Source organism: Pseudomonas sp. RC10-4-2, from assembly GCF_050433085.1.
Taxonomy (GTDB): domain Bacteria; phylum Pseudomonadota; class Gammaproteobacteria; order Pseudomonadales; family Pseudomonadaceae; genus Pseudomonas; species Pseudomonas aeruginosa.
Genome location: NZ_JBNPXX010000002.1, coordinates 1,454,357 through 1,466,998 on the forward strand (window position 1 = coordinate 1,454,357; position 12,642 = coordinate 1,466,998).

Genomic DNA, 12,642 nt, shown 5'->3' on the forward strand with positions numbered 1-12,642 from the left:
GAACGCCCGGCACAGGGAGGTGCCATCCGGGCTCATTCGGGATTCCAGCGGCAGTCGTGGCAGAAGTGAGCGCGCTCGATGGCAAGGCTCGGTTCCAGCGTTACCAACGAAATCAAACAGGCCCTGGCGGCCAGCCGCGGCGCATTGCGCAGCGTGGCGGCGTTCTCCGGGGTGATCAACCTGCTGATGCTGGTGCCCTCGCTGTACATGCTGCAGGTGTACGACCGCGTGCTGTCCTCGGCCAACGAAGTCACCCTGTTGATGCTGACCCTGATGGCGCTTGGCGTGTTCGTCTTCATGGGCGCGCTGGAGGCGCTGCGCAGCTTCGTCCTGGTGCGGGTCAGCGAACGCTTCGACGGCCAGTTGCACGGGCGGATCTACGCCGCCACCTTCGAACGCAACCTGCGCGCCGGCGGCCAGGAGGCCAGCCAGGCGCTGCACGACCTGACCACCCTGCGCCAGTTCATCACCGGCCAGGCGCTGTTCGCCTTCTTCGACGCACCCTGGTTCCCGGTCTACCTGCTGGTGATCTTCCTCTTCGACCCCTGGCTCGGCCTGCTCTCGCTGGTCGGCGCGCTGGCCCTGATGGCCCTCGCCTGGTTCAACGAACGCGCCACCCGTGCGCCGCTGGCCAAGGCCGGCGAGTTGTCGATCAAGTCCGGCCAACTGGCCAGCAACAACCTGCGCAACGCCGAGGTGATCGAGGCGATGGGCATGCTCGGCAGCATGCGCGGGCGCTGGGAACGGCTGCACCAGGCGTTCCTCGACCAGCAGAGCCTGGCCAGCGAGCGCGCGGCGCGGATCAACGCGCTGAGCAAATACCTGCGCATCGCCCTGCAATCCCTGGTGCTCGGCCTCGGCGCCTGGCTGGCGGTGGAGGGACGCATCACCCCGGGGATGATGATCGCCGGCTCGATCCTGATGGGCCGTGCGCTGGGGCCCATCGACCAACTGATCGGCGTGTGGAAGCAGTGGGGCGCAGCGCGCGATGCCTATCGCCGGCTGAGCGGCCTGCTCGACGAATTCCCCGCCCGCGAGCGGCGCATGGAATTGCCCGAGCCGCGTGGCCACCTGCTGCTGGAATCGCTGGACGCGGCGCCGCCCGGCAGCGAGGCGCGCACCCTGCGTGGTCTGACCCTGGCGATCCCGGCCGGCTCGGTGGTCGGCGTGATCGGTCCGTCCGGCTCCGGCAAGTCGAGCCTGGCGCGGGTAGTGCTGGGCATCTGGCCGACCCTGCACGGCAGCGTGCGCCTGGACGGCGCCGAGATCCGCCAGTACGAGCGCGAGACCCTCGGCCCGCGCATCGGCTACCTGCCGCAGGACATCGAACTGTTCGCCGGCACGGTGGCGGAAAACATCGCCCGCTTCGGCGAGGTGCAGGCCGACAAGGTGGTGGAGGCGGCGCGCCTGGCCGGGGTCCATGAACTGGTCCTGCGCCTGCCGCAGGGCTACGACACCGTGCTCGGCGTCGGCGGCGCCGGGCTTTCCGGCGGCCAGCGCCAGCGCATCGCCCTGGCCCGGGCGCTGTACGGCGCGCCGACCCTGGTGGTGCTCGACGAACCCAACTCGAACCTCGACGACAGCGGCGAGCAGGCGCTGCTGGCGGCGATCCAGGCGCTCAAGGCGCGTAGCTGCACGGTGCTGCTGATCACCCACCGGGCCGGCGTGCTGGGTTGCGCCGACCGCCTGCTGGCGCTGAACGCCGGCCAGTTGCACCTCTACGGCGAGCGCGACCAGGTGCTCGCCGCCTTGAACAACCAGCGCGCCGCGTCGGCGTCGCAGCAGCGCGCGGACTACCGGGTGGCCGGCTACGGCGCGCCGCAGGTGGTGGCCGCGCCGCGCCAGGGAGGTGTGGAATGACCCGCACGGTGAAACGCGACGAGAACGCCTATGCGCGACTGGGCTGGCTGCTGGTCCTGTTCGGCTTCGGCGGCGCGCTGCTCTGGGCCGCCTTCGCGCCGCTCGACCAGGGCGTGGCGGTGCCGGCCACGGTGATCATCTCCGGCCAGCGCAAGTCGGTGCAGCATCCGCTGGGCGGGGTGGTCAAGCACATCCTGGTGCGCGACGGCCAGCATGTGGAGGCGGGCGAGCCGCTGATCCGCATGGAACCGACCCAGGCCCGGGCCAACGTCGATTCGCTGCTCAACCGGTACGCCAACGCGCGGCTCAACCAGGCGCGCCTGCAGGCCGAATACGACGGCCGGCGGACCCTGGAGATGCCCGCGGGGCTGGCCGAGCAGGCCCCGCTGCCGACCCTCGGCGAGCGCCTGGAGTTGCAGCGGCAGTTGCTGCACAGCCGCCAGACCGCGCTGGCCAACGAACTCTCCGCATTGCGGGCGAACATCGAGGGGCTGCGCGCCCAGCTCGAAGGGTTGCGCCAGACCGAGGGCAACCAGCGCCTGCAACAACGCCTGTTGAACAGCCAGTTGAGCGGTGCGCGCGACCTCGCCGAGGAAGGCTACATGCCGCGCAACCAGTTGCTCGAACAGGAGCGCCAACTGGCCGAGGTGAACGCCCGGCTATCGGAGAGCAGCGGTCGCTTCGGGCAGATCCGCCAGAGCATCGCCGAGGCGCAGATGCGCATCGCCCAACGCGAGGAGGAGTACCGCAAGGAAGTCAACGGACAACTGGCGGAAACCCAGGTCAATGCGCGGACGCTCTGGGAGGAGCTGTCCTCGGCGCGCTACGAACTGCGCCACGCCGAGATCCGCGCGCCGGTCAGCGGCTACGTGGCCGGCTTGAAGGTGTTCACCGATGGCGGGGTGATCGGCCCCGGCGAATTGCTGATGTACATCGTGCCCAACAGCGACAGCCTGGAAGTGGAGGGCCAGCTCGCGGTGAACCTGGTCGACCGGATCCACAGCGGGCTGCCGGTGGAGATGCTGTTCACCGCCTTCAACCAGAGCAAGACCCCGCGGGTCACCGGCGAGGTGACCATGGTCAGCGCCGACCGCCTGCTCGACGAGCAGAACAAGCAGCCCTACTACGCGCTGCGCGCCCAGGTCGACGCGGCCGCGATGGGCAAGCTGAAGGGCCTGCAGATCCGCCCGGGGATGGCGGTGCAGGTGTTCGTCCGCACCGGCGAGCGCTCGCTGCTCAATTACCTGTTCAAGCCCCTGTTCGACCGCGCCCACGTGGCGCTGGCGGAGAACTGACCGATGACCATGCGCCGCCTGATGACCTGGCTGTTCGGCGCCTTCCTGTTGCTGCTGCGCGAGGACGCCTTCGCCCTCGGCCTGCTGGACGGCTATCACCTGGCCCTGGAGAACGACCCGCAGTTCCAGGCCGCGATCCAGGAGCACGAGGCCGGCAGGCAATACCGTGCGCTCGGCCGCGCGGCGCTGCTGCCGCGCCTGGTGTACAGCTACAACCGTGGGCGCAGCTGGTCCGATGTGACCCAGACCACCACCCGCGGCGATTTCAAGGAAGACCGCGACTACGACAGCTACGTCTCCACCCTCAGCCTGCAACAGCCGTTGTTCGACTACGAGGCCTTCAGCCGCTACCGCAAGGGCGTGGCCCAGGCGCTGCTGTCCGACGAGCGCTTCCGCAGCCAGAGCCAGGAACTGCTGGTCCGGGTCCTGGAAGCCTATACCGGCGCGCTGCTGGCCCAGGACCAGATCGAACTGGCGCGGGCGCAGAAACGCTCCTACCGCGAGCAGTTCCAGCTCAACCAGCGCCAGTTCGAGCGCGGCAACGGCACCCGCACCGACACCCTGGAGACCCAGGCCCGCTTCAACCTGGCCCAGGCCCAGGAAATCGAGGCGCGGGACAGCCAGGATGCCGCCCTGCGCGAGCTGGAGCGGCTGGTCGGGGCGCCGCTGGAGATCGCCGACCTGGCGCCGCTCGGCGAACGCTTCCAGGTGCGCCCGCTGAGCCCCGCCAGCTACACCGCCTGGCGCGACCTGGCGCTGGCCGAGAATCCCGAGCTGGCCTCGCTGCGCCACGCGGTGGACGTGGCCCGCTACGAGGTCGAGCAGAACCGCGCCGACTTCCTGCCGCGCCTGGGCCTGTACGCCAGCACCGGCAAGTCCAAGTCCGGTTCGGAGAACACCTACAACCAGCGCTACGAGACCGACAGCGTCGGCATCCAGTTGAGCGTTCCGCTGTTCTCCGGCGGCGAGACCCTGGCGGCGACGCGCCAGGCCACGCATCGCATGGAGAAGAGCCATTACGACCTGGACGACAAGGTCCGCGAGACCCTCAACCAGGTGCGCAAGATGTACAACCAGAGCAGCAGCAGCGCGGCGAAGATCCGCGCCTACGAGATGACCGTGGATTCGGCGCGGACGCTGGTGATGGCCACGCGCAAGAGCATCGCCGCCGGGGTGCGGGTCAACCTCGACCTGCTGAACGCCGAGCAGGCGCTGTACAGCGCGATGAACGAGCTGTCCAAGGCCAAGTACGACTACCTCACGGCCTGGGCACGCCTGCGTTTCTACGCCGGGGTGCTGGACGAAGCCGACCTGGAACTGGTGGCGGCGAACTTCGTTTCCGGCGAGACGCCGGCGCGCCGCCGCGACTGCGCGACGACGGATTGCCCGGCGCCGCTGCACACCCTGTCGAAGACCGATACGGAGGAAAACCGGGGCGCGCTCAATTGAGACCGCGAAGGACGTGCAGGCAATTGTTCGCCTGGCGTGAAGTCGATGTCCCGGGCGGGTCGACAGAGGTCGAACAATACGCATGGAATTGTTTTTTCAATAAGGCGCTATTTATATGAAACGGTTTTTATAATATTCCAGTGTCTTCGGTAGTTTATCTTTCCTGCATGATTTCATATGTGCGGAATTCGTTCGTGCATATGCTTTAAGTGCAGCTTAATTTTTTTCATGAAACCTGTGGACATTGGAAAATGAGCTGTGTCAGTTTGGACTTCGGCCTGATCTGGCCGATAACTGCAATTATCCATCCGATAATTGTATCCGAGTTATTTCCTTTACAACTTAAAGGGATATGACAATGTCCAGCAATTCTCTTGCATTGAAAGGTCGTAGCGATGCGTATACCCAGGTAGACAACTTCCTGCATGCCTATGCGCGGGGCGGGGACGAATTGGTCAATGGCCATCCGTCCTATACCGTCGACCAAGCGGCGGAGCAGATCCTCCGCGAACAGGCGTCTTGGCAGAAAGCGCCGGGCGACTCGGTGCTGACCCTGTCCTATTCGTTCCTGACCAAACCGAACGACTTCTTCAATACGCCGTGGAAGTATGTCAGCGATATCTACTCGCTGGGCAAGTTCAGCGCCTTTTCCGCGCAGCAGCAGGCCCAGGCCAAGTTGTCGCTGCAATCCTGGTCGGACGTCACCAATATCCACTTCGTCGACGCCGGCCAGGGCGATCAGGGCGACCTGACCTTCGGCAACTTCAGCAGTAGTGTCGGCGGTGCGGCGTTCGCCTTCCTGCCGGATGTACCGGATGCGCTCAAGGGGCAATCCTGGTACCTGATCAACAGCAGCTACAGCGCCAACGTCAATCCGGCCAACGGCAACTACGGACGCCAGACCCTGACCCACGAGATCGGCCATACCCTGGGCCTGAGCCACCCCGGCGACTACAACGCCGGCGAGGGCGATCCCACCTACGCCGACGCTACCTACGCCGAGGACACCCGCGCCTATTCGGTGATGAGCTACTGGGAAGAGCAGAACACCGGCCAGGACTTCAAGGGCGCCTATTCCTCGGCACCGCTGCTGGACGACATCGCGGCGATCCAGAAGCTCTACGGGGCCAACCTGACCACCCGCACCGGCGACACGGTGTACGGCTTCAACTCCAACACCGAGCGCGACTTCTACAGCGCCACCTCGTCCAGTTCCAAGCTGGTGTTCTCGGTGTGGGACGCCGGCGGCAACGACACCCTGGACTTCTCCGGCTTCAGCCAGAACCAGAAGATCAACCTCAACGAGAAGGCGCTGTCCGATGTCGGCGGGTTGAAGGGCAATGTGTCGATCGCTGCCGGGGTCACCGTGGAAAACGCCATCGGCGGCTCGGGTAGCGACCTGTTGATCGGCAACGACGTGGCCAACGTGCTCAAGGGCGGCGCCGGCAACGACATCCTCTACGGCGGCCTCGGCGCGGACCAGTTGTGGGGCGGCGCGGGGGCCGACACCTTCGTCTACGGCGATATCGCCGAGTCCTCCGCGGCGGCGCCGGATACCCTGCGCGACTTCGTCAGCGGCCAGGACAAGATCGACCTGTCCGGGCTGGATGCCTTCGTCAACGGCGGGCTGGTGCTGCAATACGTCGACGCCTTCGCCGGCAAGGCCGGCCAGGCGATCCTGTCCTACGACGCGGCGAGCAAGGCCGGCAGCCTGGCGATCGACTTCAGCGGGGACGCCCATGCCGATTTCGCGATCAATCTGATCGGCCAGGCGACCCAGGCCGACATCGTCGTCTGACGCGCTGAAGCGGGCGCGGTTCGGTGCGGCGGTACGAACCGCGGCCCTTCGGCCGGCCGGGCACTGTTCGAATTGATAGGTGTCTTCCACAGGAGCGAAGTTGTGAACTGTGGCGCGCCCGTGGGCCGGCGGCCTGGCGGACGAACGGAGGCCCGCGGCGCCTGGCGCGCGCTGGCGTTCGAAGCGAGGATGGCGGGCGGCGTTCGCCGTGTTATCCGATGTTCCAGGCTTGAAGGAGATCTCTCGATGTCGGCAAGCGCGAAGCTCTCCAGGATGGTTTGCTTGCTCTGCGGTTTTTTCAGCACAGGTATCAGTATGGCCAGCAGTCTGATTCTTCTCAGCGCTTCCGATCTCGCCGGGCAATGGACCCTGCAGCAGGACGAGGCGCCCGCGATCTGCCACCTGGAGCTGCGCGACAGCGAAGTGGCGGAAGCCAGTGGCTACGACCTGGGCGGCGATACCGCCTGCCTCACGCGCTGGCTGCCCAGCGAGCCGCGCGCCTGGAGGCCTACCCCGGCCGGGATCGCGCTGCTCGAACGCGGCGGCCTGACCCTGATGCTCCTCGGTCGCCAGGGCGAGGGCGACTACCGGGTGCAGAAGGGCGACGGCGGGCAGTTGGTGCTGCGCCGCGCGACGCCCTAGCTCGCCTGCGGGTCAGACCACGAAGCGACCGATCATGCCCTTGAGGTCGTTGGCCAGGCGCGACAGCTCGTGGCTGGCGCCGCGGGTCTGCTCGGCGCCCTGGGTGGTCTGCACGGCAACGTCGCGGATGTTCACCAGGTTGCGGTCGACCTCGCGGGCGACGTGGGCCTGCTCTTCGGCAGCGCTGGCGATCACCAGGGTGCGCTCGTTGATCCGCGTGGCGTGCTCGGCGATCTCGCCCAAGGCGTGGTCGGCGGCCTCGGCCTCGTCGAGCATCTGCCGGGCGCGCTGGTCGTTCTCGCGCATCGCGGACACCGCGGTGTCGGTGCCCTCGCGGACGCTGGCGATCATGCCTTCGATCTCATGGGTCGATTGCTGGGTGCGGTGGGCGAGGGCGCGCACTTCGTCGGCGACCACCGCGAATCCGCGGCCCTGCTCGCCGGCGCGGGCGGCCTCGATGGCGGCATTGAGGGCGAGGAGGTTGGTCTGCTCGGCGATGGCGCGGATCACGTCGAGCACCTTGCCGATGTCCTGCGCCTGGCTGGCCAGGCCTTCCACCAGGCGCGCGGTCTGGCCGATCTCGGCGTTCATCTGGCGGATCGAGCGGACGGTCTGTCCGACCCGTGCGCGGCCGTTGCCGGCGGCCCGTTCCGAGAGACTGGAGGCCTCGGCGGTGGAGCTGGCGTTGCGCGCGACCTCCTCGACCGCCGCGCTCATTTCGTTGACCGCGGTGGCGGCCATCTCGATCTCATCGTTCTGCCGGGCCAGCGACCGGTTGCCTTCCTCGGTCACCGCGTTCAGTTGCTCGGCAGCGGCGGCCAGCAGCGCGGCGGAATCGCCGATCTGCTCGATGGTGTCGTGCAGGCTGGCCTGCATGCTGCGCATGGCCTTCATCAGTTGCGCCGGCTCGTCGTCGCCGTCGCTGGCGATCGCGCCGGTCAGGTCGCGGGCCGCGATGCGGTCGGCGCAGGACACCGCCTGGCGGATCGGCACGACGATGCTGCGGGTCAGCAGCCAGGCGATCGTCACGCTGGCCGCCAGGGCCACCAGCAGCACCGCGAGGATCGCGGTGGAGGCCCGGGAGTAGACATCGGCGGCTTCGGCGGTGGAGGCGCGGGCGGCCTCGCGGTCGAGGGCGATGAGTTGCTTCAGGGTCCGCTGCACCTGCTCGTAGCGCTGCAACTGGGCCCCGCCCATCAGCACGCTGGCTTCGTCGGTACGGTTGTCACGGGACAGCGCGAGCAGGGCGGCGTGTCCTTCGAGGTACTCCTGCTGGCGCTGGACGAACTGGTCGAGCAACGCGCGCTCCTCGTCCAGGACCAGCAAGGGGCGGTATTCCCTTTCCACCCTGGCGAGGGTAGCGATGACCTCGTCCATCCGTTGTTCCTGCTGGCGCATGCGCGTGGCGTCGTGCAGCAGCACGTGGTTCATCTCGCCGAGGCGCAGTTCGCTCATCAGGCCGCTGAGCTGGGCCGAGGCTTCGACGCTGGGCAGCCAGACCTCGCCGATATCCTTGGCGGCGCGGTTCAGCGAACCCATGCGGTTGTGCGCGAAGAGGCCGAGCGCCACCAGCAGCGAGGCGAGGATGGCGAAGCCGATGACGGCGCGTGGGGTGATGGCGATACGACGAAGAAGCATGGGGTGGTCTCCGACCGGGCTGTGGGAAGGTGCTTGGTCCTGTAGCGGGGCGCGGAAGGGTTTCTTGATGGTCTGCGGGGCTATTTGGAATTGCCTTACATGATTGCTAGGAATTTTCTGTAAGTTTTCGATGTGCTCGAGCCGGTTGTGCCGTTTTCGGCATGCTCCGGGTCGATTGAGGTCAAGAGAAGGCTGTCGCGGCAGGCCACCCTAGGGATTGGTCGAACAAGGAGAAGCCCGTGATCCGAATGACGCTGGACGAGGTCCGTGAGCTGGCCGTGCGCATCCTGCGCCGGCACGCTTTCAGCGAAGCCCATGTACAGGCGGTGGCCGATACCCTGGTGGCGGGGGAGCGTGACGAATGCGCGTCCCACGGTATCTGGCGGTTGCTCGGCTGCATCGCCACCCTGAAGGCTGGCAAGGTATCCGCCGACGCCGAGCCGGAACTGCACGACATCGCTCCCGGCCTGCTGCGGGTCGACGCCCATGGCGGGTTCTCCCAGTGCGCATTCCGGCTGGGGCTGCCGCATCTGCTGGAGAAGGCCCGCAGCCAGGGTATCGCGGCGATGGCGGTGAACCGCTGTGTGCATTTCTCCGCGCTATGGGTTGAGGTCGAGGCACTCACCGAGGCGGGCCTGGTGGCCCTGGCGACCACGCCGAGTCATGCCTGGGTGGCGCCGGCGGGCGGACGCAAGCCGATCTTCGGCACCAACCCGATCGCCTTTGGCTGGCCGCGTCCGGACGGCCCGCCGTTCGTCTTCGACTTCGCCACCAGCGCCGTGGCGCGTGGCGAGATCCAGTTGCACGAACGCGCCGGCAAGCCGATCCCGCTGGGCTGGGGGGTGGACGAGCAGGGCGAGCCGACCACCGATGCCAGCGCCGCGTTGCGAGGCGCCATGCTCACTTTCGGCGGGCACAAGGGCTCGGCCCTGGCGGCGATGGTCGAACTGCTCGCCGGTCCGCTGATCGGCGACCTGACCAGTGCCGAGTCGCTGGCCTACGACGAGGGCAGCCGTTCTTCTCCCTACGGTGGCGAACTGCTGATCGCCATCGATCCGCGGCGCATGCTCGGCGCCTCGGCGGAGGAGCACCTGGCGCGCGCCGAGACGCTGTTCGAAGGCATCGTCGAACAGGGCGCGCGCTTGCCCTCGCAGCGACGCTTCGAAGCGCGCGAACGCAGCGCCAGGGACGGTGTGACGATTCCCGAGGCGTTGCACCGGGAGCTGCTGGCGTTGCTGGAGTGAGCGCAAGGCGAGGGGCCGACCGGACAGCGTGGCGCAACGAGGACGACTGCGTAGAGCGGATAGCGCCAACGGCGCTATCCGCCATCCAGGCTCCCAGGCGTGCTCAATCCAGCGCCTCGCGCGTGCTCCGGCCATCGACCAGGCGCAGCAGGCCCAGCGGGTTGGCGTTCTTCAGGGCGTCCGGGAGCAGGCTGTCGGGGTAGTCCTGGTAGCACAGCGGGCGCAGGAAACGCTCGATGGCCAGGGTTCCCACCGAGGTGCCGCGAGCGTCGGAGGTGGCCGGGTAGGGGCCGCCGTGGACCATGGCGTCGCACACCTCGACGCCGGTCGGATAGCCGTTGAATAGCAGGCGCCCGGCCTTGCGTTCGAGCAGCGGGACCAGCCCGGCGAACGCCGCGAGGTCGTCCGCTTCGCCGATCAGGGTCGCCGACAACTGGCCGTGCAGGTTGTCCAGCGCGCGGGCAAGCTGTTCCTCGTCGGCCGCCTCGACGACCACGGTGGCCGGGCCGAACACCTCTTCCTGGAGCAGTTCGTCGCCTTCCAGCAACAGGCCCACGTCGGCCTTGAACAACTGCGGATGGGCCTGCCGCCCTTCCTGTGGCGCGCCGGCCAGGTGCCGGATGCCGGGGTGGCGCTCCAGGCGTTGCAGTCCTTCGACATAGCTGCGCAAGGTGCCGGCGTTGAGCATGCTCTGTGCCGGCCTGGCGGCCAGTGCCTCGCCCAGGGCCGCGACGAAGGCGTCGAAGCCGGGGGAGCGCAGGCCAAGCACCAGGCCCGGCTTGGTGCAGAACTGGCCGCAGCCGAGCGTCACCGAGGCGGCCAGCTCCTCCGCCACCTGCCGGCCGCGCCGGCGCAGGGCTTCGGGGAGCACCACCAGCGGATTGATGCTGCTCATCTCGGCGAACACCGGGATCGGCTGCGGCCGCGCCGCTGCCAGGTCGCACAGTGCGCGCCCGCCCTTGAGCGAACCGGTGAAGCCGACCGCGCGGATGGCCGGATGGCGCACCAGCGCCTCGCCGACGCCGCTGCCGTAGACCATGTTGAATACCCCGTCCGGCATGCCGCTGTCGGCCGCCGCCTGGAGGATCGCGTCGGCCACGCATTCGGCTGTGGCCATGTGTCCGCCGTGGGCCTTGACCACCACCGGACAGCCGGCGGCCAGGGCGGCGGCGCTGTCGCCGCCGGCGGTGGAAAAGGCCAGCGAGAAGTTGCTGGCACCGAACACCGCCACCGGGCCGAGACCGATTCGCCACTGGCGCAGGTCGGGGCGCGGCGGGGTACGCCCGGGTTGTCCGCGATTGATGCGCGCGCCGTGGAAGTCGCCACGCCGCAGGACTTCGGCGAACAGCCGCAACTGGTTGGCGGTACGTGTCCGTTCGCCCTCGATACGTGCGGCGGGCAGCGCGGTCTCGCGACGGACCAGGGCGACGAAGTCGTCGCCCAGGGCGTCGAGGCGCGAGGCGATCGCCTCGAGGAATCCGGCGCGGCGCGTGGCGGACAGTTGCCGGTAGTGTGGATAGGCGCGTTCGGCGGCGCGGGCGGCGGCGTCGACCTCCGCCTCGGTGGCCTGGACGAAGGCGTAGGGCAGCGCTTCGCCGCTGTCGGCGTCGAGGCTGCGCAGGATGAGGTTGCCGGCGGCGCTGCGAGCGCCGCCGACGTAGTTGTGACCGAGGATGCTGGGCATGGGGCCTCCCTGGGGACGGTGGACGGAATGCTCTGCCGCTGGCCCTCGCCGGCCGCTCCCCGGGGAGCGAGGCGGCGAGGGCGCGGCGTCGGCTACAAGCCGACGTCCGGCAGCGCCGGCCGGCTGGCCAGGGCCTTGGCCATGATCCGCTCGACGTGCTCGCGATCGGCGCCGCGCAGGGCCAGGCGCGGTGGACGGGTGAGGGCGCTGCCGCGACCGGCGAGTTGCTCGCAGAGCTTGATGCACTGCACCAGGTCGGGACGGGCGTCGAGATGGAGGATCGGCATCAGCCACTCGTAGATCGGCATCGCCTCGGCGAAGCGCCCGGCCCTGGCCAGGCGAAAGATGGTCTCGCCTTCCTTCGGGAACACGTTGGACATTCCCGAGATCCAGCCCTGGGCACCCACCGCCACGCTTTCCAGGACCACGTCGTCGAGCCCGGCGAAGAGGATGAAGCGCTCGCCCACCTGGTTGCGTACGTCGATGAAGCGGCGGGTGTCGCCGGAGCTGTCCTTGAAGCAGACGATGTTCTCGCAGTCGGCCAGGGAAACCAGGATGTCCGGGGTGACGTCGTTCCGGTAGATCGGCGGGTTGTTGTAGACCATCACCGGCAGGTCGGTGCCGCTGGCCACGCTGCGGAAATGCTCGGCGGTCTCGTGCGGCTTGGAGGAATAGACCAGCGCCGGCATCACCATGATGCCGTCGACGCCGACCCGCTCCACCGCCTTGGCCACCTTCGCCGCGCCGGCGCTGGTGAACTCGGCGATCCCGCAGATCACCGGCACGCGGCCGCCGGAGGCATCCTTGGCGACCTCGGTGACGGCCATCTTCTCCTCGATGGTCAGCGAGGTGTTCTCGCCGACGCTGCCGCATACCACCAGCCCGGACACGCCGTCGCGCACCAGGTTGGAGATGACCGTGTGGGTTTCCTCCAGGTTCACCGAGAAATCGGCGTTGAATTGGGTGGTGACCGCGGGGAATACGCCGCTCCAGTTGACGTGCTTGCTCATGGTTTCTCCTTTGTTCGTATTT

9 protein-coding genes are annotated in these 12,642 nt (G+C 68.1%); 6 read left to right on the forward strand and 3 right to left on the reverse strand.

Annotated features, from left to right (window positions below; genetic code table 11):
• Positions 1–78 precede the first annotated feature (78 nt).
• The 5 genes from aprD to aprI all read left to right on the forward strand — a co-directional run bounded on the left by aprD (position 79) and on the right by aprI (position 7,044).
• Complete coding sequence (gene aprD / locus FHW81_RS14885) at positions 79–1,860, forward strand: alkaline protease secretion ATP-binding protein AprD (protein WP_171893893.1); 1,782 nt, start codon at positions 79–81, stop codon at positions 1,858–1,860.
• Entirely contained in the window at positions 1,857–3,155 is a 1,299-nt protein-coding gene (aprE, locus tag FHW81_RS14890; protein WP_003082540.1) for an alkaline protease secretion protein AprE, read from the forward strand. Before aprD ends, aprE begins: the two co-directional genes overlap by 4 nt.
• Before the next feature lie 3 nt (positions 3,156–3,158).
• On the forward strand, positions 3,159–4,604 hold the full coding sequence (aprF, locus tag FHW81_RS14895; protein WP_012614361.1) for an alkaline protease secretion protein AprF: 1,446 nt from the start codon (positions 3,159–3,161) through the stop codon (positions 4,602–4,604).
• A 358-nt stretch (positions 4,605–4,962) separates the two neighbouring features.
• On the forward strand, positions 4,963–6,402 hold the full coding sequence (gene aprA / locus FHW81_RS14900) for a serralysin family metalloprotease AprA (protein ID WP_003082542.1): 1,440 nt from the start codon (positions 4,963–4,965) through the stop codon (positions 6,400–6,402).
• Between the two features lie 246 nt (positions 6,403–6,648).
• Positions 6,649–7,044, forward strand: a complete 396-nt coding sequence (gene aprI, locus FHW81_RS14905) for an alkaline proteinase inhibitor AprI (RefSeq protein ID WP_003082543.1) — start codon at positions 6,649–6,651, stop codon at positions 7,042–7,044.
• A 12-nt stretch (positions 7,045–7,056) separates the two neighbouring features.
• Here the strand turns inward: aprI and FHW81_RS14910 are convergent, their stop codons facing one another.
• The gene (locus FHW81_RS14910) at positions 7,057–8,682 is read right to left on the reverse strand and encodes a methyl-accepting chemotaxis protein (RefSeq protein WP_171893892.1); all 1,626 of its coding nucleotides are present in this window, start codon (positions 8,680–8,682) and stop codon (positions 7,057–7,059) included.
• A gap of 239 nt (positions 8,683–8,921) precedes the next feature.
• Here FHW81_RS14910 and lhpD point away from each other — a divergent pair, with 239 nt between their 5' ends.
• Positions 8,922–9,926, forward strand: coding sequence for a bifunctional delta(1)-pyrroline-2-carboxylate/delta(1)-piperideine-2-carboxylate reductase (gene lhpD, locus FHW81_RS14915; protein WP_003082545.1), 1,005 nt, complete (start codon positions 8,922–8,924; stop codon positions 9,924–9,926).
• Positions 9,927–10,029: 103 nt separating this feature from the next.
• Here lhpD and FHW81_RS14920 read toward each other — a convergent pair whose 3' ends face one another.
• Both FHW81_RS14920 and FHW81_RS14925 read right to left on the reverse strand, forming a co-directional pair.
• Positions 10,030–11,610 (reverse strand): aldehyde dehydrogenase (NADP(+)), encoded by a 1,581-nt coding sequence (locus FHW81_RS14920; protein WP_171893891.1) that lies wholly within the window; start codon positions 11,608–11,610, stop codon positions 10,030–10,032.
• Between the two features lie 92 nt (positions 11,611–11,702).
• Positions 11,703–12,620 carry a dihydrodipicolinate synthase family protein gene (locus FHW81_RS14925; protein WP_003105052.1) on the reverse strand — a complete coding sequence of 306 codons (918 nt, stop codon included), beginning with the start codon at positions 12,618–12,620 and terminating at the stop codon, positions 11,703–11,705.
• Between the last annotated feature and the right edge of the window lie 22 nt (positions 12,621–12,642).

What these genes read in the sequence shown, in the direction of transcription:
- aprD (WP_171893893.1), top strand. Translation starts at nt 79, where the DNA reads ATGGCAAGGCTCGGTTCCAGCGTTACCAACGAAATCAAACAGGCCCTG.
- FHW81_RS14920 (WP_171893891.1), bottom strand. Translation starts at nt 11,610, where the DNA reads ATGCCCAGCATCCTCGGTCACAACTACGTCGGCGGCGCTCGCAGCGCC.
- FHW81_RS14925 (WP_003105052.1), bottom strand. Translation starts at nt 12,620, where the DNA reads ATGAGCAAGCACGTCAACTGGAGCGGCGTATTCCCCGCGGTCACCACC.
- aprF (WP_012614361.1), top strand. Translation starts at nt 3,159, where the DNA reads ATGACCATGCGCCGCCTGATGACCTGGCTGTTCGGCGCCTTCCTGTTG.
- aprE (WP_003082540.1), top strand. Translation starts at nt 1,857, where the DNA reads ATGACCCGCACGGTGAAACGCGACGAGAACGCCTATGCGCGACTGGGC.
- FHW81_RS14910 (WP_171893892.1), bottom strand. Translation starts at nt 8,682, where the DNA reads ATGCTTCTTCGTCGTATCGCCATCACCCCACGCGCCGTCATCGGCTTC.
- aprI (WP_003082543.1), top strand. Translation starts at nt 6,649, where the DNA reads ATGTCGGCAAGCGCGAAGCTCTCCAGGATGGTTTGCTTGCTCTGCGGT.
- aprA (WP_003082542.1), top strand. Translation starts at nt 4,963, where the DNA reads ATGTCCAGCAATTCTCTTGCATTGAAAGGTCGTAGCGATGCGTATACC.